Raw genomic sequence first — 24,532 nt, 5'->3', positions numbered from 1 at the left:
GGCGGGCGCTCACATAAGGAAGCCACCGTCGCAGACCAGGGTCTGGCCGGTGACGTAGTCGGACTCGGGGATGGTCAGCAGGTAGACCGCGTTGGCGGCGTCGGCCGGGGTGCCGGCCCGGCCGAGCGGGATCGCGTGTTCCGCCGCCGCGAGCAGGTCCGGGTTGACGCCGACCTTGATCTGCCGGCCCTGCACGTCGATGGTGCTGTCCCCGGCGGCGGACGCGTCGGTGAGCCGGGTCCTGATCAGCCCGAACGCGACCGTGTTCACGGTGACCTGGTAGCGCCCCCACTCCTTGGCCAGGGCCCGGGTCAGGCCGGTGACGCCGGCCTTGGCCGCGGCGTAGTTGACCTGGCCGGCGTTGCCGTGCAGGCCGGCGACGGAGGAGATGTTGACAACCTTGCGCACCGGCACCGGATCCCCGGCCGCCCGGGCCTGCCTGACGGCGGCGGAGATCACCGGCTGGGCGGCGCGCAGGATCCGGAACGGCGCCTTGAGGTGCACGTCGAGGATGGCGTCCCACTGTTCGTCGGTCATCTTCTGGATGACGGTGTCCCAGGTGTAGCCGGCGTTGTTGACGATGACGTCCAGGCCGCCGAAGCGGTCCACCGCGGTGCCGACGAACCGCTGCGCGAAGTCGCCGTCGGTGACGCTGCCGGCGCAGGCGACCGCCCGGCCGCCGGCGGTCTCGATGTCGGCGACGGTCTGCGCGGCGGGTTCCTCGTCGAGGTCGTTGACCACGACCGCCGCGCCCTCGGCGGCGAGCTTGCGGGCGATCTCCCGGCCGATGCCGCGCCCGGAGCCGGAGACGATGGCGACCTTGCCGTCGAGCTTTGCCATGGGCTGCGAGCCTTTCGTGCGCGGTGGTCAGGTGAGGTCGATGACCGCTTCGCCGGTCAGCGTGGTGGTGCCGTCGGCGAGGGTGACGGCGACCGCGACGGTGGCCCGCCCGTCCGCGACCGAGACCACCCGCCCGGTGCAGGTCGGCTCGGCGTGCACCGGGGTGATGGCGACGAACCGGACCCGGTAGGTGCGGATCCGGTGCTGCGGCACCCACCCGGTCAGCAGCCGGCCGAGGTACGCCATGGAGAGCATCCCGTGGGCGAACACGTCGTCGAGGCCGGCGGAGCGGGCCACGTCCAGGTCGATGTGGATCGGGTTGTGGTCGCCGGAGGCACCGGCGAAGAGCGCCAGCGTGGTGCGGGTGATCGGCGGGAGCCGCAGCGGCGGCAGCTCCGCGCCCTCCCGCAGGTCGTCCACCGTGGTCACGAGGCCGCCTCCGGATTGCGTACGACGATGACGGCGGTCGCCTCGGCCACCAGGCGGTCGTCGCGCCGGACGTCGGTCCGCTTGACCAGGAACTCCAGCGCACCGGCCTTGCGGGTGTAGACGTCGACGATCCTGGGCCGGAGCTCGACGGTGTCCCCGGCGTACACCATCGAGTGGTAGTCGAACTCCTGCTCGCCGTGCAGCACCCGGCGCAGGTCCACGCCGAGGTCGGCGAGGTATCCCCACGGGTCCGGGGACTCCATCTCGAGGCTGAAGAAGAACGTGGGCGGCACTGGCAGGTCCGGGTGGCCCGCCGCGCGGGCGGCGGCCAGGTCCACGTACACCGGGTCGGTCTCGCCGATGACCTGGGCGAAGAGCCGCAGCCGGCCGCGCTCCACCGGGACGGTGACCGGGGGGAAGGCCAGCGCCCGGGCCTTGTCGGGGTCGACGGGCATCGCCTCAGCTCCGCTTCTCGTAGAGGGTGACCACGGCGGCGCCGCCGAGGCCGATGTTGTGCTGCAACGCGACGGTGACGCCGTCGACCTGCCGCGCCTCGGCGTCGCCGCGCAGCTGCCAGACCAGCTCGGCGCACTGGGCCAGCCCGGTCGCGCCCAACGGATGCCCCTTCGACAGCAGGCCGCCGGACGGGTTGGTGACCACCCGGCCGCCGTAGGTGTTGTCGCCGTCGGCGATGAACTTCTCGGCGGTGCCCTCCGGGGTGAGTCCGAGCGCCTCGTAGCTGATCAGCTCGTTGGTGGTGAAGCAGTCGTGCAGCTCCACCACGCGCAGGTCCTCGGGGCCGACGCCGGAGTCCTCGTAGACCTGCCGGGCGGCGTCCCGGGACATGTCGTAGCCGACGAGCGTGCGCAGGTCGCCGCTGTCGAACGTCGACGGGTGGTCGGTGACCATGGCCTGCGCCCGGATCGCCACGTCGGTGCGCAGGCCGTGCGCGCGGGCGAAGTCCTCGCTGCACAGCACCGCGGCCGCCGCGCCGCAGGTCGGCGGGCAGCACTGCAGGCGGGTCAGCGGGCCGTGCAGGTGCGGCGAGGCGAGCACCTCCTCGACGGTGACCGGATCCCGGAACACCGCGTACGGGTTGTGCGCGGCGTGCCGGCGGGCCTTGACCGCGATCGCGGCGAAGGTCTCCGGCCGGGTGCCGTACCGCTCGGCGTGGGCGGCGCCGGCGCCGCCGAACCAGCGGGCGGCCAGCGGGGCGTCACCGGCGCCCTGGATCCGGTCGGAGACCTCGTGGAACCGGTCGAACGGGGTGGGCCGGTCGGACCAGTGCGTGGTCAGTGCCCCGCGCTGCATCTGCTCGAAACCCAGGGCGAGGACGCAGTCGACCGCGCCGGACTCGACGGCCTGGCGGGCCAGGAACAGCGCGGTGGAGCCGGTGGAGCAGTTGTTGTTGACGTTCACGATCGGGATGCCGGTCCGCCCGACGCGGTACAGCGCCGCCTGCCCGCAGGTCGAGTCGCCGTACACATAGCCGACGTAGGCCTGCCGGATCCGGGCGTAGTCGAGGCCGGCGTCCGCGAGCGCGGCCCGCGTCGCCAGCTCACCCAGCACGTCGTACGGCTGGCTGGTCCTGGGCGTGGCGAACGGGACCATGCCCACGCCCGCCACGAGCGCTCGCCGACTCATCGACGCTCCTCTCTAGTGATTGTTCACTTGCCGCCCCCTTCGGAAGAGTAGAGCAGTAGATCGATCGGCATCAAGCTTGCTGGGATTCACAAGGGGTGGAACACCGCACTTCGGGTTCGCCGTCCGCAGCGCGCCGACCCGGCCCCATGCGGGGGTGTTCCCCGGACGGCTCGATGTGGGACGACCGGTCAACCGGCGGCGGTGACCGCGGCGGCGGTGACCGTGCCGTCCGCCGCCCGGGCACCCTGCACGCTGACGGTCTGGCCGGCCCTGAGTTTCGCCAGGTCGGTGGCCCGGCTGGTGCGCACCGTGGTGCGATCGTTGGTGCGGACGGTGACCACGCTGCCGTCGGCCGTCTCCAGGTAGAGGACGCCGCCGTCGACGAGTTTCACCTTTCCGGTGGTGGCCGACCCGGCGGCGGTCGGGCCCGCTCCGGCGCCCGGCTCGCTCCGGCCGGCACCGGCGCTGGGAAACGCGTTGGGCAGGCCGCCCGGGAAACCGCCCACCCGGCTGGTCCCCGTCGCGGTCGGCGTCTCCCCCCACCGCTTCTGCACCTGCGCGCCGCCGAGGAAGCCGGCCAGCACCAGCAGCAACGCGGTCAGCACCAGCGTGCCCCGGTTCCACCAGCGGCGTGGCGCGGCGGCCGCGAGTGCCGCGGTGAGGTCCCCGTCCGCTTCCGTCGTCCCGGTCGGTGTCCCCGGTGGTTCGTCCTCGACCCGGTCGAAGATGACGGTGTCGGTGTTGTCCATGTCCTCGTCTCTCCGGGAGCTACTCGTAGCGCAGGGCGTCGATGGGGCGCAGCCGGGCGGCACGGGCCGCGGGCAGGCCGCCGAAGAAGAGCCCGATCGCGACCGAGACGCCGAGCGCCAGCACGACGGAGCTGGGCACGATCACCGGTCGGACGCCCACGATGGTGAACCGGGACCCGACCAGCGCGGCAGCCACGCCCAGCACCCCGCCGATCAGGCTCAGCATGGTCGCCTCGGTGAGGAACTGGGTCAGCACGGTTCGCCGCCGGGCGCCCAACGCCTTGCGGATGCCGATCTCCCGGGTCCGCTCGGTGACCGTGACCAGCATGATGTTGGTGATGCCGATGCCACCCACCAGCAGGCTGATCGCGGCGACCGCGCCGAGCAGCACGGTGAAGGTGTCGGCGGTCTCGGTCTGCGTCTGGAGCAGTTGGGCGGCGTTCTGGATGCGGTAGGGGGTGCTGCCCGTGCCGGTGCTGGGCAGGCGCTGGGCGAGCACCGTGGCGATCTCCGCCTGGGCCGCGTCCACCCGCTGCGGGTTCGCCGCCTCCACCAGGATCGAGCTGAGCGCGCCGTAGCCGGTCAGGACCTCGCGTACCGCCCGCAGCGGCGCGACCGCGACGTCGTTGGCGTCCTGGAATCCCGTGCCGGATTTCGCCGCCAGCACGCCGACGACGGTGAACAGCGCGCCGCCGACGGTGACCCGCTGCCCGACGGGATCGGCGCCGGGGAACAGTTCGTCGGCGACGGTGCGCCCGATGACCAGGACCCGCCGGCCCTGCGCCTCGTCGTCGGCGCTGAACGCGGCACCGTTGGCGATCGGCGAGTTCGAGGCGTCGAACCAGCTCGGCCGGGTGCCGACGAACTGGCCGACCTCGTGTTCGGCGCCCTGCCAGGTGACGACGGCCGAGGTGGTGACCAGCGGCGAGACCGACCGTACGTCGGGGGCCAGCACCGGGTCGAGCAGCGCGTCGGCCACCTCCAGGGTGAGCCCGCCGGTGCCGGCCTGGCGGTTGGTGCCGGTGACCGTGAGGGTGTTGGTGCCCAGTGCCTCGATCCGGCGCGTGATCGCCTGCGCGGAACCGTTGCCCACCGCGACCAGCAGGATCACCGCGGCGACGCCGATCAGGATGCCGAGCATCGTCAGCGCCGAGCGGAGTTTGTTCGCGGTCACCCCGCGCAGGGCGAAGCGGAGGGTCTCGGCCGACGTCACCGCCACACCCCCGCGGCGTGCCGGCCGAGCACGTCCTGCCGTTCGTCGGTACGGACCTGGCCGTCGAAGAGCCGGACCAGCCGGCGGGCGCGGGCGGCGACCTCCGGCTCGTGGGTGATCAGGACGATCGTCCGTCCGGCCGCGTTCAGCTGGTCGAGCATCGCCAGGATGTCTTCCGTGGAGTGGCTGTCCAGGTTGCCGGTCGGTTCGTCGGCCAGCACCAGGGCCGGTTCGGTGACCAGCGCCCGGGCCACCGCGACCCGTTGCTGCTGGCCGCCGGAGAGCTGGTTGGGGTGGTGGTGGGCACGCTCGGCCAGACCGACCGCGTCCAGCGCCGCCAGCGCCCGCCGCCGCCGCTGCGCCGCCGGGACCCCCGCGTACGCGAGCGGAAGCTCCACGTTGGATAGGGCGCTGGTGCGTGGAATGAGGTTGAACGCCTGGAAGACGAACCCGATCAGGCGGTTGCGGACCAGCGCGAGCTGCCGGTCGGCGAGACTGCCCACGTCGACCCCGTCGAGCAGGTACCGGCCCCCGGTCGGGGCGTCGAGGCAGCCGAGGATGTTCATCAGGGTGGACTTGCCGGAACCGGACGAGCCCATGATCGCCACGTAGTCGCCCGCCTCGACCGACAGATCGACACCGCGCAGCGCATGCACCGCCGCGTCGCCCTCGCCGTACACCTTTGTGAGCCCGCGGACGTCCAGCACTGGACGGCGCGGGATGGACAGCGATTCCATCAGCCGCCTCCGTTCCCGGTCCGCCGCCCGCCCTGGACGCCACCGCCGGGGAATCCGCCGCCGCCCGGGAACCCGCCGCCGCCCGGGAAACCCGCCCCGCCCCGGGTGCCGTTGCCGGTGCCACCGGTGCCGGTGCTGGTCTCGGGCAGGAGGACCCGTTCGCCCTCGGCCAGCCCTGAGGTGACCTCGTACGCCTGGTCACCGGCGAGGCCGACCTCGATCCGCCGGGTCTCCTGGCCGGTCTCGGTGACCACGGTGACGGTGTGCCGCTCGCCGGTGCCGCTGACCGCGGCCGAGTTGACCAGCAACACGTCCTGGGCGGTGCCGGTGACCACGGAGACGGTGACCGTCTGCCCCGGTTTCGCGCCCGCTGGCAGGTCGTCCAGGCCGACCGTCACTCCGTAGGTGACCACGTTGTTGCTGGTGGTGGCCTGTGGATCGATTGCCGCCACCTTGCCGGTGGCCCGGGCTCCGGAGAGTGCGTTCCAGGTGACGGTGGCCGCCTGGCCGTTCTTGAGCCGCGTGGCGTCCGCCTCCGCGACGGCCGCGCTGACCTGGAGATGGGTGAGGTCGGCGAGGTCCACGAAGCCCGAGGAGGTGGTCGCGGTGCCACCGCTCTGCCCGGAGCCGCTCCCCTGCTGGCCGCCCGAGGTACCACCGGAGGAGCTGCCCACCGTGCCGTTGACGGCGACGACGGTACCGGCCATCGGCGCGGTCAGTCTCGTCCCGGCGACGCCGGCTTCGGCCTCGTCGACCGCGAGCCGCGCCTGAGTCACCGCGCTCTCGGCGGACGACGTGTCGCTGTCGGCGGCGCGGGCCCGGTCCAGCGCGTCCTCGGCGGCGTCCAGGTTCGCCTCGGCCGCGGTGAGCGCCCGCTCGGCGGCGGCCGGGTCCACCGTCGCCAGCAACTGCCCCTTCTTGACCTGCTGGCCGACGCGTACCCGGATGTCGGTGACGGTGCCCGCGGTGGCGAAGCTGGCGCTCGCCGTGGTGGCGCTCTCGACCGAGCCGTCGGCGGTGACGGTGGCGGTCACCGTTCCCCGCGACACCTGGACGGTCCGGGCGCCGCGGGCCGGCTCCGCCTGTGCCGAGCCGGCGGACACCGATGACCAGGCCCAGTAGCCGCCGCCGGCGAGCAGTAGAACCAGGGCGGCGTTCACCAGCACGGGAGGTCGGTGCAGGACGGCCGGTGGGCGCACTCGCATGGCCGACAGCCTCGCCCGGCCGGCTGGGAGGAGAGTCCAGACAAGCTCAGAGCTGGCTTGGAATCGCGCTCCGCATCCTCGCCCGCTCCCCCGGATCGCCGCCGCCGGTCGGTGGCGTGGCGTCGGCCGCGGGCCGCTCGGGGACGGCGGGCAGCAGCACCCGGAAGGTGGTGCCCGCCCCGGGACCGCTGTGCAGTTCGATGCAGCCGCCGTGGGCGTGCACGATCGAGGCGGCGATGGACAGTCCCAGACCGGAGCCGCCACCGTTGGCCCGCCCCCGGCTTGGATCCACCCGATAGAGCCGTTCGAACACCCGGTTCGCGTGCTCTGTTGGTATCCCCGGCCCGTCGTCGTGCACCTCCAGAACGGCGAGGCCACCAGCGGTCGGCGCGGGTGGCGGGCCGGACCGGACGGCCGGGTCGGCCGGCGGCGCGGGCAGCCGCCCGACCCGGACGGTGACCGGGGCGTCCGGCCCGGTGTGCTGGAGCGCGTTGCCGACCAGGTTCGCCGCGACCTGACGCAGCCGGTGCTCGTCGCCGAGCACGCTCGGCGGCTCGAACGTGTCGTCGCGGTCGGCGAGGGTGGTCAGCCGGACCGGCCGGTCCGGCGTGCGCGCGTGCGCGTCACGGATGGTGTCGGCGGCGATCTCCAGCAGGTCCACCGGGCGAAGCGCGGGGATCCGCTGCTGGTCCAGCCGGGCGAGTAGGAGCAGGTCGTCGACCAGCACGCCCATCCGGGCCGCCTCGCCCTCGATCCGGCTCATCGTCTCGTCGAGCAGCGGCCCGGTCGGTGCGCCGCCGCGCCGGTACAGCTCGGCGAAGCCGCGGATGGAGGTGAGCGGGGTACGCAGTTCGTGTGAGGCGTCCGCGACGAACTGGCGCAGCCGCCGTTCGGACGCGGCGCGGGCGGACATCTCGGCGGCGATCCGGTCTAGCATCAGGTTCACCGCGGCACCCAGCCGGCCCGGCTCGGTGTGCGGGTCGGCTCCGTCGACCCGGTGCGTGAGGTCACCCCCGGTGATGCCCGCGACGACGCCCTCCATCCGGGTCAGCGGACGCAGTCCCAGCCGCACCACCGAGGCGGCGAGCAGGCCCAGCGCGAGCAGCGCGATGCCGGTGACCGCCGCGTCGATGAGGAGCAACCGGTCGGCGGTGCGGTCCACCTCGCCCAGCGACACCCCGAGGACCGCGATCGCGCCGTCCCGCCCGACCGGCACGGCCAGCAGCCGCCAGTCGGCCGCTCCGTCCCCGCCGGACGCCGTGTACGGCCGTTCCGTCGCCGCTCGAGCCCTGGCCTGGGCGAACGTGCCGGGATCCGGATCGGCTGCGGTGTGCGGAGTGCTGCGGTCGTTGTCCCGGGTGCCGTCGGCGCGGTAGAGCACGACCAGTTGGTCCTGACCGAGGCGGGCGAACCGTCCGGGCAGGCTCCGGCCGGCGGCGGACTGAGGTTCGCCGGTGGCGGCCGGACGGGCGGACGACTCGGCGGCCGACGGTGTGGTGCCACCGGCGCTGGACGGCGTTCCCGGTCGTGGTCCGCGCAACGGCCGGGCCTGGGCGGCGAGCTGGTCGTCGACCCGTTCCAGCAGGTAGCCGCGGAGCAGGATGAAACCCGCGGTGTTCGCGCCGAGCAGGGCGACGGTGGTGAGCGCGCCGACCACCAGGACGAGCCGTGCACGCAGGGTCCAGCGTGCCCACGGGCGCAGCCGCGGCAGCCGGCCGTTCACTCGTCCCCGTGCGGCAGGCGCAGGGTGTACCCGACGCCGCGGACCGTGTGGATGAGCGGTGGACCGAGGACGTCTATCTTGCGGCGCAGGTAGTAGACGTAGGACTCGACGATCCGCCCGTCGCCGCCGAAGTCGTAGTGCCACACCCGGTCCAGGATCTGCGCCTTGCTCACCACCCGGCCGGCGTTGACCAGGAGGTAGCGCAGCAGGCGGAACTCGGTCGGCGACAGCTCCACCAGTTGTCCGGCCCGGCGTACCTGGTGCGCGTCGTCGTCCAGTTCCAGGTCGTCGTAGCGCAGGATCGGATTTTCCGGTGCGGCCGGCGTCTCCGGCCGGCTGCGCCGCAGGATGGCCCGGATCCGCAGCACCACCTCTTCGAGGCTGAACGGCTTGGCGACGTAGTCGTCGGCCCCGACGACCAGGCCGGTGACCCGGTCCTCCACGCTGTCCCGGGCGGTGAGAAAGAGCACCGGCACCGGCCGGCCGGCGGCGCGCAGCCGCCGGGCCACCTCGAACCCGTCGAGGTCCGGCAGCATCACGTCGAGGACGACCAGGTGGGGATCGAACTCCTCGACGCAGGCCAGCGCCGCCCGCCCGGTGGCAACCACCCGGGCGTCGTACGCGACCAGACGGAGCGTGGCGGCCAGCAGCGCGGAGATGTTCGGCTCGTCGTCCACCACCAGCACGCGGGCGGTGCCGGTCAGGCCGTCGAGGGCCGGCGGCGGGCCATCGCCCGGCGGCCGGAGGATGTCGGTTCGCACCGACACTGCGTACCGGTTCTGTCTCGGGACGGCCTGTGCGGAACCTGTGTCCCAGCTGTCACCACGACCGCAGGACCAGATCACCGGTGACCAGCCCGCCGGTGATCTGGGTGTACTGGTCGCCGCGCAGGCCGAGCGTGACCGTACGCGGCTCCCCGCTGGCGCCGAGCCGCACGGTGCCCCGGCCGTCGGCCACGTCGTGCACGGCGGTGCTGGGCACGCGCAGCGCGTCGGCGACGGAGCCGGTCCGTACCGTGACCGCCGCGGTCTGTCCCAGCAGCAGGTGCTCCGGGGCGTCGGTGAACGAGAGGAGCACGCCGTAGCGGACCATCGTGCCGTCCGTCGTGCCGGCGGGGTCCACCTGCACGACGGTCGCCGGGAAGGTCCGGCCCGGCTGGTCGGCCAGGCCCACCGTGGCGTCCTGTCCGACGGTGACGGCGGCGGCGTCCGCTTCCGGGAACTTCGCCTCGACCTGCATGGCGAAGGTGTCGGCCAGGGTGATGAAGGTGGCGCCCTCACCGACCTTGCTGCCGACCTTGCCGCTGACGGTCAGGACGGTGCCGCGGATCGGCGCGGTGACGGTCACCCCGGAGTGCGCGCTCTCCGCCTCCTCCAGCGCCGTCTCCGCCTGGTTGACCTTGCGCTGCGCGTCGAGGATCGGGTCGCTGCCGCCGCGGGACCCGCCGGAGCAGGTGGTGCCGCCGGACGGTGTCGTCCCGTGGGGCTCCTGCTGGCTCCCGGTGGAGGTGGGGGCGGAGCGGGTGCCGACGGGGCGGGAGGGGGAGGCGGCCGGCGTGCCGCTGGCAGCGGCGGACGGAGTCGGGGTGGGTGTCGCGGTGGGTTGTGGTGACGTCCAGGCGACCGGCCGGACGGCGCCGGTCGCGCAGTTCGTCGTGGTGCCGGAAGGCTCCCGGGCCTGCGTTAGCGCGTCCTGGGCATCGTTGAGTGCCGTCCGGGCCTGTTCCACCGCGTCCGCCGCCGCGGCGACGTCGGCCTCGGAGAGCGTGGCGAGTTGCTGCCCGGCCTGCACCACGGTGCCGGGCCGGACGGCGACCTCCGCCACCGTGCCCGCGACGGCGAAGCTCAACGCCCGGGTGCTCGCCGGCTGGACGGTGCCCGTGGTGGCGACGTCGACCTGCACCGGTCCCCGGTCCACTGCCACGGTGACCGGCCTGGCGGAGGGCACGCCCGCGTCCGAGCGCAGGGCGACGGCGCCCACGGCGCCGAGCGCGAGCACGCCGGCGGCGACGGCGCTCCAGCGGACCCGCCGGGTACGCCACAGTCGGGTCGGGCCGTTTCCCATGACGGGTCAGTCTGCGGGTCGCTCCTTTCCACGGGCTCGGTCCCAGCTCGGAGTTGCCTCAAAGCAGCGGCCCACCGGCAGGTCGACCCGCCGCCGCCGTGGAAGCTCCGAGGCAACTCCCAGTCCGGTCCGAGGCGGCCCGGAGCTGTGGCCGGTTACCTGGGCGGGTCCCGGAACCGGCCGAGGAGTCTCCGTGTCGAAGACTGGTAAGGGCCGCCTGCTGGCGGCCGTGCTGACCGCCGCCGCCTCGTTGTTGCTGGCCGCCTGCGGCGCTGACGGCACCACCGGCACGGCGGCGAGCGGGGGCGGGCAGGGCGACAACGCCTTCGCGGCGTACCAGAACTGCCTGCGCGGGAACGGCGTGGCCCTGCCGTCCGCCGACCCGTCCCGCTCCCGCGGGGCCCGCCCGTCGGGCTTCCCGACCTCCCGACCGTCCGGATTCCCGACCGGTCGTCCATCGGGATTTCCCACTGCGCGGCCGTCCGGGTCCGCGGGGCCGGGCCGCGGATTTCCCGGCATGGGCCGCCCGGACGGTGTCGACGAGGCCACCTGGCAGAAGGCGCAGGAGGCGTGCTCGGCGCTGCGACCGAGCGGACGGCCCGGCAGGTGGGACGGCCCCGAGGGTTCGGCCGCGCCGGGCGGCGGACAGGACGACGGGCGGCAGACCGCCTACCGCACCTGCCTCAGCGGACGCGGGGTCGACCTCGACAAGATCGACGCATCCGACGCGAAGACGAAGGCGGCGCTGACCGCCTGCGCGGCGGTGAGCCCGGCACCAGCCAACTGAGGCGGTCGCGCCGGAATCGTGACTGACCTTGACGGACACGCTGCTGATGGTGAAGCACACAGCGTCGCGCCGACTGCCAGCCGGTAGGCCACCTCCGCTTGCGGATGTTTCCGGACGACTGCCGCACATCGCGTAAACTCGGGCACATTATGACGGGATCGCGGCGGACCAGATCGAGGGCCGGCGGCCGGCCTGCGGGACGGCGACCGCTGACCCGGCTGACCGTGGTCAGCCTCGCCGGACATGTGGTGTTCGAGTTGGGGGCCGGCGTCGGCATGCCGCTCGCCTCGGTGATCGGGCCGTACGGCGCTGCCGGCTTCTGGAGCCTCGTCACCGGCGGCGTGCTGGCCGCGACCACCGGCGACGAGGCCGCCGACTCGCTGCTGGCGGCGGCGAACGGCTTCGGGCTCGCCGCGGTCTCGGCGCATCTGGCCGGCTGGCCGACCCGCCGCACCAGGGTCGGCCTGCCCTGGCTGGAGGACTGCGAGGGACTGGGACCGGAGTTGATGCGCTACTACAACCCGATCCTCTACCTCTCGGGCGCCACCGGCCTGCTCGCCGTCGCGCTCGAGAACCGCACGGCCCGCCGGCACCTGCCGGCGCTGATGCTCGCACTCGTACCGGGACTCGTCGCGTTCCAGCACTGGGAGCACGGGCGGCTGCGCCGGCAGGCGCGGACCAACCCCGGGTGGTGGAACCGCCGGCTGCGCCGAACCGCCTTCGCGCCCTGACCACGCGCCGGCCGGAGCGCCGGCCGGCGATCCCCGCAACGGTCTGCGTAACGGCCGCCGCAGAACCGGCGCTGTCCACAGGGGACAGTCGTGGTGCGTCGGCCGTCCCCTCGACCGGGTGGGGCGGCAGCCCCCACCTCCCTGCGGTCCCGCCCGGTCTTCCCAGGTACGACCTGCAACAGCGACCCCCCTGACGCTGCCGGAGGCCCCGTGATCGCCGAATCGACCACCCGCACACCGCCATCCCGCTGGCCGGTCCAGAACAGCCGGCCGGAAGCTGCCTCGTGGAACCAGCCGACCCGTCGGAACCAGCAGGTGCCGCAGCCGCACGACTGGTGGCCGTACGCCATCCTCGGTGGCACCACTGTGCTGATCGGCTGCCTCGCCACGATCGTGGTCCTGCTGGCCCGATAGCCGGACGAAGGCGGGGGCAGTGGCCGGCTCAGGCTCCGCTGCCCCCGCCGTCTCTTTTCACTACCCGCGGAACGGCTCCGCCCCGCTACCGGACGATGTGCAGGCCGGCCTTGACGGCGCCTCGCTGGTCGAGATAGCTGCTGATCCGGTCCATCGCGGCGGTGTAGAGCGCACGCCGGCGGTCGATGGTCGGCATGCGCTCGATGGCCGCAGGGAGGTTCACCACGCGGATGGTGGGTTTGAGGGACAGCCAGATCGGGGTGGCCTGGGCGTTGGTGACCTTCCAGCGGCGGTTGGGCTGTTCGGTGAAGGTGAAGGTGACGATGACGCCTTCCCGGTTGGCGTCGACCGGGAAGTCGTGGCGCGCGAGGGTGTTGCCGACGCCGTAGACGATCCACTTGTCGCCGACCTTCTCGAAGGGCTGCACGACGTGGGCGTGGTGGCCGATGATCAGGTCGATGTTGGGGTCGGCGATGAGTTTGCGGGCCCAGTACAGCTGGTCTCCGTCGGGTTCGTGGACCAACTCGGTGCCCCAGTGGGCGGAGAGCACGATGATCTGGGCGCCGGCCTTACGGGTGGCCGCGGCGGCCGCGCGGATGGCGGCGACGTCGATGCGGTTGGCCAGCCACTCCTTGCCGGCGGGGGGCTTGTTCCCGTTGAAGTGCATCGCGTAGGACAGATGCCCGACCTTGACGCCGTTGACCTGGTAGATCGTCGGTCGGGCGCGTTCGGCGGCGCTGCGGAACGTGCCGGTGTGGCGCAGGCCGGCGGCGTCGAGGGCATCGAGGTTGTCGTAGACGCCCTTCTCGCCCTGGTCCAGGGCGTGGTTGCTGGAGGTGGAGCAGGTGTCGTAGCCGGCGGTCTTGACGGAGGCGGCGAGCTCGGTGGGGGCGCGGAAGCGGGGGAAGTCCTGCGGGCTGCCCGGGCCCATGGGCGCCTCCATGTGGCAGATCGCGAGGTCGGCGGCCGAGACGACCGGGCGGATATCGGCGAAGAAGGGGTCGAACTCGTAGCCGGTCCCGCCGGCCTTGACGGCGTCGGCGTGGGCCTGCTGCCAGGTGGGTGGGTGCACGAGGATGTCACCGGACCCGGCGATGGTGATCTGCCGAGGCCCTTCGGGTGCGCTCGTGTTGCCGGCGGCGCGGGGTTCGTCGGCCATGCGGTCGCGGATGACGTCACCGCGCACCAGCCACACGACGCCGGGCGAGAGGATGAGCGCGATGATGAGGATGATGCGGACTGCACGCATGAGGGCTCCCTAGAGACGGATGACCCGGCGCAGCCGCTGGCCGAAGTAGCCGGAGTCGATGACACCGTCGCCGCGTACGTCGCCGAAGCTGGGGCCGTCGACGGTGCCGCGGGACGACACGAACCGCATCCCGCCGTTCTGGTCCTTGCCGAGATAGATCCCGGAGTGGGTGATGAGGTTGGGGTCGTCGTGCAGTGCGAAGAACACCAGGTCGCCGGGCTGCACGGCGGAGAGTGTGGCCGGCCGCTGGCTGGGGGCGCGGCCGGCGGCGACGAGCACCGAACGGGTGTAGGCGGCCATGCTCGACGCGGTGCGGGGCAGCGCGTTGACGGTGGTGTTGACGGGTTCGTTCAGCAGTTTCATGCCGAATCGATAGCCGTAGATCAGCCTGAGAAAGCCGGAGCAGTCCAGTTCACGGTCCCACCGCTTGGACGGCTTCACCCGGCCGCTGTCCGGGAACTTCCACGGGATCTCCAGGTAGTCGTAGAAGTCCGCGCCGTCGCGCTCGTCGGCGGTGTGCACGTAACCGAACCCGGCGTCGCCGATGTAGCGCACGCCGTCCTCGTCCTTGCCGTCCGGGGCGTCGGGCAGGTACTGCATCGCGGCGCCGAGCACGTCGATCGGCGGGTCAGGGTCCTCGACCTGGTCGAGCAGCCAGCCGGCGACATCGTCGTCGAGGTGTTGCTCGGGCTGCCAGGGGCGGGGGGCCAGACGTACCCAGGACGTCGAATCGATCACGGCGGTGGTGGTCGACGGTTCGGCGAAGCGGCGCTGCGGGCCGGCGAACACGACGGTGCGGGCGCCGACGGTCAGGGTGGCGGCGACGCTCCGGTCGTCGCGCCGGCGCATCTCGGTGCGGTCCGGCCGGGTCAGGTCGACCAGCTCGTACCGCTGCGTCAACCGCTCCACGTCGTTGCGCGGCGCCCTGGTCGCCTGCGCCGGCCCGGTCCAGTTGGAGCCGGGCGCCGGCGACTCGTCGTGGGTGAGCCGGACGACGACGAGGCCGGCCACGGCGAGGACCGCGGCCACGGCCGCGGCGAGGATGATCTGCGGGCGGCGCATCACAGCGAGATCATCAGCAGGGCGACACCGCCGGTGCCGGCGCTGACCACACCCGTGGCGGCGAGGGTCTGCAGTGCCCGCGGCCGCACCAGCTGGTAGGTCATCAGTCCCGGGATGATGAACGAGAGCGTGTCCCCGCCGAACAGGAACGGGTAGCGCAAATGCAGGCTCACGAACGCGGTGATCGACATGAAGCAGGAGACCAGCACCGCGACGGCGAACAGCCGCTTGCCGTAGAGGATGGTGATGCGCTGCAGCACCTTCATCAGGCCGACCGTGATGGTGGTGACCACCACGACGGTGATCAGGCTGCGGACGTCCTCCAGCACGGTGAGCACCAGGCAACCCGGCACCATCAGCCCGGCCGGCGCGACGTTGGTGAGCAGGTAGCCAACGAGCCCGAACAGCAGCCCCGAAGCGATGATCACGGCGCTGAGTTCGGAGGACAGGTCGAACATGGGCATGGTTGTTCCTTCGCTCAGGGGCGGGCCGCGCGTCGGCGGTCGGCGTGCAGAACGGCGATGTGAGCAGAGTTGAGCACCGTGGTGGCGGTCAGGTCCGCGCGGGACAACACCACCGTCGCGTCCAGGTCGACGACCGGAGCCTTGCTTCCCGCGCCGGCCTTGCGGGCGCTGTCCAGCTTGTAGATCCGCTCCAGGGTGTGGGACAGCTCGTCGAACGGCGCTGCCGCCGTCGCCGCGACCGTGACCTGGTGCAGCGCCTCGAGCAGTTCCTCACCGCGGCCGTGGATGTTGCCGATCATGAGCAGGGCGGTGCCGGTCTCGCCCGCGCCCAACGCCGCCACGATCGCGTCGCGCAACTCGGCGCCGGTGCGGTGCTCGCCGTCGAGGTCGACCACCCGGTCACGCCACTGCTCGGGTATCAGGTGCAGCGCGCTTCGGGTGGGCGCGCCGATGAGGAAGACCTTGCGAGGGTTGATCTCCGGGATGATGCTGCCCATCTGCCCGTTGCGCTCGATCCGGTCCGGCCGGCAGTTGATCACCACGGCCACCCGGTCGCCGATCAGGCGCCGCTCCCGCAGCAGCTGGATGTTCATCAACGTCGAGGCCGGGTCGTTGGCGGCGAACAGGTTCACCGCGGCGAACCGCCGCCCGTTGTGGGAGCAGGCGTCCACCCGGAGGACCCCCGGATCCGGCGCGGCCTGCCACATGCCCTTCAGCGCGGTGGCGCGGTCCACGCCGCACAGCTGCGCGACCGCCAGCGCGAGCGCCACGTTCTCCTTGAAGGTGATCCACCGGAAGCGGCGCATCTCGGCGTCGGTGACGGTGTCAGGATCGACCGCGATCACCTTGCTCCGGCGACGATCGGCCTCTTCCCGCAGGATGTGCAGCCGCTCACGCTCCGCGGTGACCACCGTGCCCCGGTACGGCATGGACCGGCTCAGCGACCGGGCGACGTCGTCGAGGGTCGGCCCCATCTCCTCCAGATGGTCCTCCCGCACGTTGGTGATCACCACCACGTCGCCCTCGATGAGCAGTTCCTGGTTGACCTGCTGCAACTCGGGCAGGACCGCCATGCACTCGATGACCAGGGTGTCGGCGCCCGCGTGCACGGCCCGCCGGACCACGCCGATCTGCTCGATGACGTTGACGCCGCCCAGGCCCCGCCGGATCGGCACTTCGCGGCCGTTCGGGTAGATCAGTCTGGCCGCCGTGCCGGTGGTCTTGGCGAACACGGTGCGTCGCTCGTTGGCCCGCAGCGCGCCGGCGATCAGCCGGGTCACCGAGGACTTCCCCCGGATGCCGTTGATCACGATCCGGGTCGGCAGTTGCGCGAGCTGCCGTCGGTGGCGCGCCCGCTCCACCACGAAGTGGGCGAGCAGCACGGCGATACAGATACCGAGCAGCCACAGCGGCGCCTGCACCGACTTCATGGGTGCAGCCTTGTGACGGGCGCGCTGCGGGCGGGCATCCTCGTTCTCCGACTTCATGCCTGGGGGTGGACTCGGAACGCCCGGCAGCCTTTGGCTGGGCAAACACGGCCGACGCGCCACGGTAGTGGCAATCAGTGCACTGCGTCAATTAATCGATGGCCCAACCATCGGCACGTGAGCTAGCTGACACCCGGCACAGCCGCTCCCGCACCCGACGTCGCCTCGACGCGGCATTTCCGCAGGTCACGCGACCGCACCTGCCCCGACCGCCGGATCCTGGTCTGGTCATGCACACGAACAACAGCGCCGACGGCCGGCAACCCCGTTACATGGCACAGGCGTCCGGGAGCCCGCGCGGATGCCGCCGGCCGGTGACCGGATACCCCACCTGTGCAAAGTGGAAGGTGGGTATTTGCCCTATGTCTGACCAAGGGGCGACTCTTCCCACACCAACAGCGAGAATGTCTTGCCGGAAAGGATCAGCCGACAGGCCAGCCGGCCGAGAATTCCGGCGGGGCGGGCACCTGCGACGGGAGCGTCGCCCGGTCACCCCCAGGCCCGCGATTGCGCCTGGTGTGACCGACCGGACACGCTCCGACACATCGGACCCCTCGTCAGCCGGCGCGATGCCCCGCGAGGTGGGCGAGCACCGTCTGGTTGGCCTCCCAGCCGTCCGGGAACTTCACCGGCACGTCCAGGTGCACCCGCTCGGTCGACGGGTGCGCGTCCAGCAGCTCCGGGATCCCCGCCCGCGCCACCACGACGCAGGCGTGCCGGTGCCGGGACGCGAGCACGCACAGCCGCCCCGACTCCAGGTGGAACGCGGTCGCGTCCCGCCGCCCGGACAGCGGGTGCAGCACGATCGTCACGTCGTACTCCCGGCCCTGGAGGCGGTTGGCGGTGTCGACGGTGATGCCGGCACCGGCCGCGCCGAGGTGCGACCGGATGGCCGCCGCCTGGTCGCGGTGCGCCGCCCCGACGGCGATCCGGTCCGCGGTCACCGGCGCGCCGCCGGGGGCCTGCTCGGAGACCGCGACCGCGCCGCGCCGCAGCACCCGCAGCGCCAGCTCCGCGCAGGCCGCCGCGGCCTCCCCATCGGTACGCAGGGTGTGCCGGGCCGGCAGCTCGTGGAGCCCCCAGCCGGTACGGGCCGCCACCTCGACGGTCGCGTCGACCCGGTCCCCCGACCCCGGCTCGGTGAACGTCAACGCCCGGTCGGCCGGCCCGGTGCCGGCGCGGAACCCGGTGAACGGGTAGAACGCCGCCGCCACCACCGGCGCCGCCGTCGCCGGCAGCCGCCAGGACACCGGCAGCCGGTGCACGGGCAGCTCCGGGTTGTGCCGCAGCAGGGTGGCCACCGCCGACTGCATCGGATCCCAGGTCAGGCCGGTCCAGCGGGCCGTCTCGACGGTGGAGAACGGGTCGAGCTGGCCCGGGTCCCCCACGAACAGCGCCCGCTCGAACCGCCCGGCCACCCGCAGCAGGGCGTCCGAGCGCATCTGGTACGCCTCGTCGACGATCGCCCACGGCCAGGTGCCCTCGGCGACCGTGGCCCACTTGGCGGCCGTACCGATGATGACGGCCGGCCCGCCGAGGTCGGCGACCTTGGCGGCGACCCGGACCGTGGCGTGGTCCTTGACCCGGTCCGACGGCCGGTAGTCGGCCGCGGAGAGCCGGCCGACACGCAGCTCGGGGGCCTTGCGGACCAGCCGGTCGATGAGGTCGTCGACCTGCTCGTTGGTCTGCGCGACGATGATCAGCGGCTCGCCGGTGGCGGCCAACTCGGTGGCGGCCCGGACCACGAGCGTCGACTTGCCGGCGCCGGGCGGGGAGTCGACGACCACGCCGCGGTGGTTTCCGGAGCGCAGGTCGGACAGCACGGCGGTGATGACCCGTTCCGCCTCGACGGCGGGTGGGACCGCCAATCCGGCGCGCATGGACCACCTCCCGGCACGGCCCCCGCCCGGGGTGGGCGGGGTCCCGTCACCATACGAGCCCGGGCGGCCGGAGCACCGGCCGGCACCACCGACCCGACGTCGATCAGCCGCGGGCCGCGGCGGGCAGGGTCCGCGCCGGCTGCGCGGGCACCGTGGCGCCCACGAGCGGCAGGATCACGGTCACGACGAGCCCGCCGCCGCTGCGGGGCTGGGCGTACACACCACCGCCGTGCGCCTGGGCGACCGCCCGCACGATCGACAGGCCGAGTCCGAAGCCGCGCCCGGCGCCCGCCCTGTCCTGGGTGCGGCCGGCCACCCGGTCCTGGCGGAGCCGCCGGAACGGCTGGAAGATCGTTTCGATGTCGTAGCTGGGCACCACGGGCCCGGTGTTGGCGACCACCAGGGTGGCGCGGCCGTCGACCGTGCCGGTGCTGAGCTCGATCTCGCCGCCGGCCGGCAGGTTGTGCCGGACCGCGTTCTCCACCAGGTTCTGCGCCAGCCGTTCCAGCAGCACCGGGTCGCCGGCCGTGGGGGCGGGCGCGAGGTGCCGGCGTACGGTCAGCTCCGGCGCGCCGGCCGTCTGGTCGAGGACGTGGCCGGCGATCTCCGCGAGGTCGACGGGGGCACGGTCGACGACCAGCTGCTCGGAGTCGGCCAGGGTGAGCAGCCCGTCGATGAGCCGCTCGTGGCGTTCGTTGATCGCCAGCAGGGTCTCACCGAGCTGCCGCAGCTCGGCGGAGGCGCCCGGCCGGGACACCGCCACCTCCAGCAGCGACCGGTTGAGCGCCAGCGGGGTACGCAGCTCGTGCGAGGCGTTGGCCACGAACCGCCGCTGCCCGTCGAAGGACCGGTCGAGCCGCTCCAGCATCAGGTCGAAGGTGTCGGCCAGTTCCTTCACCTCGTCCCGGGGGCCGTCCAGCGCGATCCGCTCGTGCAGGCCCCGCCCGGCCGTACCGGCGGCGATCCGCTGCGCGGTGCCGGTGATCCGGTGCAGCGGCTGCAACGCCCGGCCGGCGATCAGCCAGCCGAAGGCGAGGGCGACCGCCGAGATCAGCAGCAGCGCGACCGCGCCCTGGGTGAGCAGCGACTCCAGCGCGTTGCGCTTCGCCTCGTCCTGGGCCTCCTGGATCAGGATCCGCAGCTGGTCGGCCGCGCCCACGCCGGGCAGCTTGCCGAGGGGGTTCTCGATGATCTGCGCCTTGACCCCGGTCACCGGCTGGCGCATCCGCTGGTCGACCAGCACGTAGGTGACGCCGAGCAGGACCACGCCGGCGAGCAGCAGCAGGCCGCCGTGGATCAGGGTCAGGCGGGCGCGGATGGTCAGTCTTTTCACCGGATCTGATACCCCACTCCCGGCACCGTCTCGACCACCTGCGGGTCGCCGAGCTTGCGGCGCAGCTTCATCACGGTCACCCGGACCACGTTGGTGAACGGGTCGATGTGCTCGTCCCAGGCCCGTTCGAGCAGTTCCTCGGCGGAGACCACCGCCCCGCCGGCGCGGACCAGCTCGGCCAGCACCGCGAACTCCTTGCGGGACAGCGCGACGTACCGGCCGTCGCGGTAGACCTCCCGCCGCGACGGGTCGACCACGATGCCGGCCCGGCTCAGCTTCGGCGGGACCGCCGGCCGGGCCCGCCGGGCCAGCGCGTGCACCCGGGCGGAGAGCTCGACCAGCGCGAAGGGTTTGACCAGGTAGTCGTCGGCGCCGAGGGCCAGGCCGGAGACCCGTTCCCGGACGGCCGCGGCGGCGGTCAGCATCAGCACCCGGGTCTCGGTGCCGCTGTCCACCACCGCCCGGCAGACGTCGTCGCCGTGCACGACCGGCAGGTCCCGGTCGAGCACCACCACGTCGTAGTCGGTGACGCCGAGCCGTTCCAGCGCCGCGTCCCCGTCGTAGGCGACGTCCACCGCGAACGCCTCCCGGCGCAGCCACTCCGCGATGGAGTCGGCCAGCAACGTCTCGTCCTCGACCACCAGCACCCGCACGCCTCCCATGGTGCCGCGCCCGTGGATAACGGCGGCGTTAACGCCGGCGGTTACGCCCGGGATACCGCCGCTGCGGTCGAGTGGTCCGTATCGGCCGGCGGTCCGCGCCGGCCCCGAGGAAGGAGTTGTGTCATGCGCCGACGAATGTCGGGCACACTGCTCGTCCTGCCCCTGCTGCTGAGCCTGGCGGTCGCCGGCTGCGGCGGCGCCGACCGGGACGGGGACCAGGTGGCCACGGCCGGCGGTGCCGGCGCCGCCTCGCCCAGCGCCAGCATGGTCCCGGTCAAGGACGAGGACCGGCAGCGCGAGTTCGCCAAGTGCATGCGGGAGAACGGGTTGCCCGACTTCCCGGACCCGGAACCCGGCGACGGCGGTGGCTTCAAGATCCGCCTGCCCGAGGGGACCGACAAGTCGAAGGTCCAGGGGGCCATGGAGCAGTGCCGCAGCCTGCTGCCCAACGGCGGCAAGGAGATCAAGCTCAACCCGGAGCAGGTGGAGAAGGTGCGGCAGCTGGCCAGGTGCATGCGGGAGAACGGGGTGACCAACTTCCCCGACCCGGGCCCGGACGGCAGCATCGAGATCAGCGGCAGCGCCGGCCTCGACCCGGACAGCCCGACGATGCGGGCCGCGCTGGAGAAGTGCCGCCAGGACGGCGCGCCGCTGATGATGAAGAGGAAGCCATGAGTGCCGGCACCACGGCGCCGACGGACACGACGGCCGCCGGGTCGACCGATCCGGCGCCGACGGGGGCGACGCCCGCCGCGCCGGCCGGTGAACGTGGTCGCCGGCGGCACCGCCGGGCGCGTACCCCGATCGTGGTCGCCTCCGCGGTGGTGGTCGCCGCCGCGGCGGGTGTCACGGCCGCGGTCGCGAGCGGCGGCCGCGACGGGGGTACGCCGGCGCGCGGCGGCCTGCCGCCGGCGACCGCCCAGGTCACCCGGCAGACCCTGACCGACTCGGAGAGCTTCGACGGGGAACTCGGCTACGGCGCCACCCACACGGCGGCGGCCCGCACGGGCGGCACGGTCACCTGGCTCGCGGACACCGGCAGCCAGGTCGGCCGGGGCAAGCCGTTGTACGCCGTGGACGACGCGAAGGTGGTGCTGCTGTACGGGTCGCTGCCGGCGTATCGGACGCTGGGGCCGGGGATGTCCGGCGAGGACGTGCGGCAGTTGGAACGGAACCTGGACGCGCTCGGCTACTCCGGGTTCACCGTCGACGACGAGTACACCTCGGCCACCGCGGACGCGGTGCGCGACTGGCAGGAGGATCTCGGCCTGCCGGAGACCGGCCGGGTCGAGCTGGGTCGGGTCGTCTACGCCACCGGCCCGGTGCGGGTAGAGAGCCACGAGGCGGAGGCCGGCGACCCGGCGCAGCCCGGCCAGGCGGTGCTGACGTGGACCGGCACCACCCGGGTGGTGACCGTGTCGCTGGAGGTCGACGACGAGCGGCTGGCGAAGAAGGGCGCCAAGGTGACCGTCACCCTGCCCAACGGCAAGGAGGTCGCCGGGACGGTCGCCGCCACGGAGACGGTGATCGAGACCGGCAGTGGCGGCGGTGGGGCCGGCGGCCAGAACGAGCCGACGACCACCGTCGAGGTCACCGTGACCGTGGCCGACCCGAAGGCGCTGACCGGCTTCGACCAGGCCTCGGCCAAGGTGGCGTTCACCGCCGCCGAGCGCCGGGACGTGCTGACCGTGCCGGTCGCCGCGCTGCTGGCCCTGGCCGAGGGCGGGTACGGCGTGCAGCTGGTCGAGGGTTCCGCCACCCGCATCGTCGGGGTGAAGACCGGGCTGTTCGCCGCCGGCCGGGTGGAGGTCTCCGGTGCGGGGCTCGCCGAGGGCGCGACCGTGGGGATGCCGACGTGACCGGGGTCGTCGACCTGGCCGAGGTGACCAAGGCCTACCCCGGTGGCGTACGGGCCCTCGACGGGGTGTCGCTGACCATCGGGTACGGCGAGCTGGTCGCCATCGTCGGGCCCTCCGGTTCGGGCAAGTCGACCATGCTGCACCTGATCGGCACCCTGGACCGCCCGTCCACCGGACGGGTACGCATCGACGGGCACGACGTGGCGACGCTCGGCGACCGGCAGCTGTCGGCGCTCCGGTCGTCCCGGATCGGGTTCGTCTTCCAGCAGTTCCACCTCGCGCCGAACGTGCCGGTGCGCGACAACGTCGCCGACGGGCTGCTCTACGCGGGCGTACCCCTGCGGGAGCGGCGGCGGCGCGCGGAGGCCGCGCTGGCCCGGGTGGGGCTGGGGCACCGGCTCGAGCACCGGCCGCACGAGCTGTCCGGCGGCGAGCGGCAGCGGGTGGCGATCGCGCGGGCGGTGGTGGGTGAGCCGGCGCTGCTGCTGGCGGACGAGCCGACCGGCAACCTGGACTCGGCGTCCGGTGCCGGGGTGCTGGCTTTGCTGCATGACCTGCACGCGGCCGGGACGACGATCGTGGTGATCACCCACGATCTGGAGATCGCCGCCGGGCTGCCCCGCCGGGTGCAGATGCGCGACGGCCGGATCGTGGCCGACCACCGCCCGGTGGGGGTGCCGGCATGAGCCAGCTCAGCGTGCTGGACGGCGCCCCCGCGGCGAATCGGGGGGACGGCGGGCGCAGGCCGCCGCGGCTGGTGCCGGCCCGGCTGCGGCCGAGGGACGTCCTACGGGTCGGTGGGGTCGGGTTGCGTACCCGGCCGCTGCGGGCGTTCCTGTCCGCGCTGGGCATCGCGATCGGCATCGCCGCGATGGTGGCGGTGGTCGGCATCTCCGCGTCGTCCCGGGCGGAGCTGGACCGCACGCTCGCCCGGCTCGGCACCAACCTGCTCACCGTCAGCCCGGGCAACACGCTCTTCGGCGACAACGCCCAGCTGCCGACGGAGTCGGTGGCGATGATCGGGCGGATCGGGCCGGTGCGGAAGGTCGCCGCCACCGGGCTGCTGGCCGACGCGCGGGTGTACCGGTCGGACCTGATCTCTCGGGGCGAGAGCGGCGGGATCGCCGCCCGGGCCACCGGCCTGGAGCTGCGGGACACCGTCGGGCTGGCGGTGGCCAGCGGCACCTGGCTGAACGCCGCCACCGCGCGCTTCCCGGCGGTGGTGCTCGGGGCCACCACGGCGCGGCGGCTCGGCGTCGGCGCCGCCGGGCCGGATGTGCAGGTGCAGATCGGCAACCGGTGGTTCACCGTGGTGGGGATCCTGGCGCCCGCGCCGCTGGCCCCGGAGCTGGACCTGTCCGCGCTGGTCGGCTGGGACGCCGCCGCTTCGTACCTGGGCTTCGACGGGCACCCGACCACGGTGTACGCCCGCACGTCGGACACGGCGGTCGAGGCGGTCCGCGCGGTGCTCGGCGCCACGGCCAACCCGGAGGCGCCGGACGAGGTGAAGGTGGCGCGGCCGTCCGACGCGCTCGCCGCGAAGCAGGCCACCGATGAGGCGTTCACCGGGCTGCTGCTCGGCCTCGGCGCGGTCGCCCTGCTGGTCGGTGGGGTCGGGGTGGCCAACACGATGGTCATCTCGGTGCTGGAGCGGCGCCCGGAGATCGGCCTGCGCCGGTCGCTCGGCGCCACCCGCGGCCAGGTACGCACCCAGTTCCTGGCCGAGTCGCTGCTGCTGTCCGCCCTCGGCGGGATCGGCGGGGTGCTGCTCGGCAGCGGGGTAACAACGGCGTACGCGTTCTCCCAGGCGTGGCCGACGGTGGTGCCGGTGTGGGCGGTGGCCGGCGGGATCGGGGCGACGCTGCTGATCGGGGCGCTGGCCGGGCTCTACCCGGCGATCCGGGCGGCCCGGCTCGCGCCGACGGAGGCGCTCGCCACGCCCTGAGCAGCGCTCAGGAGGGCCCTTGGTGGGTTGTGGCCGACCCTGGCCACAACCCGCC

General features: G+C 73.4%; 25 protein-coding genes. 7 read left to right on the top strand and 18 right to left on the bottom strand.

The window, feature by feature from the left end:
- Nucleotides 1-9 precede the first annotated feature (9 nt).
- The 11 genes from ACZ6S5_RS13115 to ACZ6S5_RS13065 form a co-directional block, all read right to left on the bottom strand.
- Nucleotides 10-840, bottom strand: coding sequence for an SDR family NAD(P)-dependent oxidoreductase (locus ACZ6S5_RS13115; protein WP_466000219.1), 831 nt, complete (start codon nucleotides 838-840; stop codon nucleotides 10-12).
- 27 nt (nucleotides 841-867) lie between these two features.
- Complete coding sequence (locus ACZ6S5_RS13110; RefSeq protein WP_466000218.1) at nucleotides 868-1,269, bottom strand: MaoC/PaaZ C-terminal domain-containing protein; 402 nt, start codon at nucleotides 1,267-1,269, stop codon at nucleotides 868-870.
- Nucleotides 1,266-1,724, bottom strand: coding sequence for a MaoC family dehydratase N-terminal domain-containing protein (locus ACZ6S5_RS13105; protein ID WP_466000217.1), 459 nt, complete (start codon nucleotides 1,722-1,724; stop codon nucleotides 1,266-1,268). The genes ACZ6S5_RS13110 and ACZ6S5_RS13105 overlap by 4 nt, the downstream gene beginning before the upstream one ends.
- 4 nt (nucleotides 1,725-1,728) lie before the next feature.
- Nucleotides 1,729-2,913 carry a lipid-transfer protein gene (locus tag ACZ6S5_RS13100; RefSeq protein ID WP_466000216.1) on the bottom strand — a complete coding sequence of 395 codons (1,185 nt, stop codon included), beginning with the start codon at nucleotides 2,911-2,913 and terminating at the stop codon, nucleotides 1,729-1,731.
- Between the two features lie 188 nt (nucleotides 2,914-3,101).
- On the bottom strand, nucleotides 3,102-3,662 hold the full coding sequence (locus tag ACZ6S5_RS13095; protein WP_466000215.1) for a hypothetical protein: 561 nt from the start codon (nucleotides 3,660-3,662) through the stop codon (nucleotides 3,102-3,104).
- A 19-nt stretch (nucleotides 3,663-3,681) separates the two neighbouring features.
- Complete coding sequence (locus ACZ6S5_RS13090) at nucleotides 3,682-4,875, bottom strand: ABC transporter permease (protein ID WP_466000214.1); 1,194 nt, start codon at nucleotides 4,873-4,875, stop codon at nucleotides 3,682-3,684.
- A complete protein-coding gene (locus ACZ6S5_RS13085) occupies nucleotides 4,872-5,612 on the bottom strand; it encodes an ABC transporter ATP-binding protein (RefSeq protein ID WP_466000213.1) in 741 nt (246 codons plus the stop codon). Before ACZ6S5_RS13085 ends, ACZ6S5_RS13090 begins: the two co-directional genes overlap by 4 nt.
- Complete coding sequence (locus ACZ6S5_RS13080) at nucleotides 5,612-6,817, bottom strand: efflux RND transporter periplasmic adaptor subunit (RefSeq protein ID WP_466000212.1); 1,206 nt, start codon at nucleotides 6,815-6,817, stop codon at nucleotides 5,612-5,614. Before ACZ6S5_RS13080 ends, ACZ6S5_RS13085 begins: the two co-directional genes overlap by 1 nt.
- Before the next feature lie 46 nt (nucleotides 6,818-6,863).
- Nucleotides 6,864-8,540: a sensor histidine kinase gene (locus ACZ6S5_RS13075; protein WP_466000211.1), complete on the bottom strand. Its 1,677-nt coding sequence runs from the start codon at nucleotides 8,538-8,540 to the stop codon at nucleotides 6,864-6,866.
- Nucleotides 8,537-9,289 carry a response regulator transcription factor gene (locus ACZ6S5_RS13070; protein ID WP_466000311.1) on the bottom strand — a complete coding sequence of 251 codons (753 nt, stop codon included), beginning with the start codon at nucleotides 9,287-9,289 and terminating at the stop codon, nucleotides 8,537-8,539. Before ACZ6S5_RS13070 ends, ACZ6S5_RS13075 begins: the two co-directional genes overlap by 4 nt.
- 70 nt (nucleotides 9,290-9,359) lie before the next feature.
- Nucleotides 9,360-10,604, bottom strand: coding sequence for an efflux RND transporter periplasmic adaptor subunit (locus ACZ6S5_RS13065; protein ID WP_466000210.1), 1,245 nt, complete (start codon nucleotides 10,602-10,604; stop codon nucleotides 9,360-9,362).
- Nucleotides 10,605-10,797: 193 nt separating this feature from the next.
- On the opposite strand from ACZ6S5_RS13065, the gene ACZ6S5_RS13060 reads away from it, so the two are divergent.
- The 3 genes from ACZ6S5_RS13060 to ACZ6S5_RS13050 all read left to right on the top strand — a co-directional run bounded on the left by ACZ6S5_RS13060 (nucleotide 10,798) and on the right by ACZ6S5_RS13050 (nucleotide 12,536).
- A complete protein-coding gene (locus ACZ6S5_RS13060; RefSeq protein ID WP_466000209.1) occupies nucleotides 10,798-11,391 on the top strand; it encodes a hypothetical protein in 594 nt (197 codons plus the stop codon).
- A 149-nt stretch (nucleotides 11,392-11,540) separates the two neighbouring features.
- Nucleotides 11,541-12,122 carry a hypothetical protein gene (locus ACZ6S5_RS13055; protein ID WP_466000208.1) on the top strand — a complete coding sequence of 194 codons (582 nt, stop codon included), beginning with the start codon at nucleotides 11,541-11,543 and terminating at the stop codon, nucleotides 12,120-12,122.
- 210 nt (nucleotides 12,123-12,332) lie between these two features.
- Entirely contained in the window at nucleotides 12,333-12,536 is a 204-nt protein-coding gene (locus ACZ6S5_RS13050; protein WP_466000207.1) for a hypothetical protein, read from the top strand.
- 85 nt (nucleotides 12,537-12,621) lie between these two features.
- On the opposite strand, the gene ACZ6S5_RS13045 is transcribed toward ACZ6S5_RS13050, so the two are convergent.
- From ACZ6S5_RS13045 to ACZ6S5_RS13015, 7 genes are all read right to left on the bottom strand, one after another.
- Nucleotides 12,622-13,785 carry a CapA family protein gene (locus ACZ6S5_RS13045; protein ID WP_466000206.1) on the bottom strand — a complete coding sequence of 388 codons (1,164 nt, stop codon included), beginning with the start codon at nucleotides 13,783-13,785 and terminating at the stop codon, nucleotides 12,622-12,624.
- A gap of 9 nt (nucleotides 13,786-13,794) precedes the next feature.
- Nucleotides 13,795-14,847, bottom strand: coding sequence for an NlpC/P60 family protein (locus tag ACZ6S5_RS13040; RefSeq protein WP_466000205.1), 1,053 nt, complete (start codon nucleotides 14,845-14,847; stop codon nucleotides 13,795-13,797).
- Nucleotides 14,847-15,311, bottom strand: a complete 465-nt coding sequence (locus ACZ6S5_RS13035; protein WP_466000204.1) for a poly-gamma-glutamate biosynthesis protein PgsC/CapC — start codon at nucleotides 15,309-15,311, stop codon at nucleotides 14,847-14,849. Before ACZ6S5_RS13035 ends, ACZ6S5_RS13040 begins: the two co-directional genes overlap by 1 nt.
- Before the next feature lie 14 nt (nucleotides 15,312-15,325).
- Entirely contained in the window at nucleotides 15,326-16,741 is a 1,416-nt protein-coding gene (gene pgsB / locus ACZ6S5_RS13030; RefSeq protein ID WP_466000203.1) for a poly-gamma-glutamate synthase PgsB, read from the bottom strand.
- 614 nt (nucleotides 16,742-17,355) lie between these two features.
- Complete coding sequence (locus tag ACZ6S5_RS13025; RefSeq protein WP_466000202.1) at nucleotides 17,356-18,678, bottom strand: AAA domain-containing protein; 1,323 nt, start codon at nucleotides 18,676-18,678, stop codon at nucleotides 17,356-17,358.
- 103 nt (nucleotides 18,679-18,781) lie between these two features.
- Nucleotides 18,782-20,011 (bottom strand): sensor histidine kinase, encoded by a 1,230-nt coding sequence (locus ACZ6S5_RS13020; protein WP_466000201.1) that lies wholly within the window; start codon nucleotides 20,009-20,011, stop codon nucleotides 18,782-18,784.
- Nucleotides 20,008-20,664: a response regulator transcription factor gene (locus ACZ6S5_RS13015; RefSeq protein WP_466000200.1), complete on the bottom strand. Its 657-nt coding sequence runs from the start codon at nucleotides 20,662-20,664 to the stop codon at nucleotides 20,008-20,010. The genes ACZ6S5_RS13020 and ACZ6S5_RS13015 overlap by 4 nt, the downstream gene beginning before the upstream one ends.
- A gap of 132 nt (nucleotides 20,665-20,796) precedes the next feature.
- Here ACZ6S5_RS13015 and ACZ6S5_RS13010 point away from each other — a divergent pair, with 132 nt between their 5' ends.
- Genes ACZ6S5_RS13010 through ACZ6S5_RS12995 form a run of 4 tightly spaced genes read left to right on the top strand, consistent with a single transcriptional unit; the run spans nucleotide 20,797 to nucleotide 24,477 of the window.
- Nucleotides 20,797-21,348, top strand: coding sequence for a hypothetical protein (locus ACZ6S5_RS13010; RefSeq protein ID WP_466000199.1), 552 nt, complete (start codon nucleotides 20,797-20,799; stop codon nucleotides 21,346-21,348).
- Entirely contained in the window at nucleotides 21,345-22,532 is a 1,188-nt protein-coding gene (locus ACZ6S5_RS13005; protein ID WP_466000198.1) for a peptidoglycan-binding protein, read from the top strand. Before ACZ6S5_RS13010 ends, ACZ6S5_RS13005 begins: the two co-directional genes overlap by 4 nt.
- Complete coding sequence (locus tag ACZ6S5_RS13000) at nucleotides 22,529-23,218, top strand: ABC transporter ATP-binding protein (protein WP_466000197.1); 690 nt, start codon at nucleotides 22,529-22,531, stop codon at nucleotides 23,216-23,218. The genes ACZ6S5_RS13005 and ACZ6S5_RS13000 overlap by 4 nt, the downstream gene beginning before the upstream one ends.
- A complete protein-coding gene (locus ACZ6S5_RS12995) occupies nucleotides 23,215-24,477 on the top strand; it encodes an ABC transporter permease (protein WP_466000196.1) in 1,263 nt (420 codons plus the stop codon). The genes ACZ6S5_RS13000 and ACZ6S5_RS12995 overlap by 4 nt, the downstream gene beginning before the upstream one ends.
- Nucleotides 24,478-24,532: the final 55 nt, after the last annotated feature.

The organism is Micromonospora sp. NPDC051924, from assembly GCF_055586005.1.
This window is presented reverse-complemented; position numbering and strand designations above follow the sequence as displayed.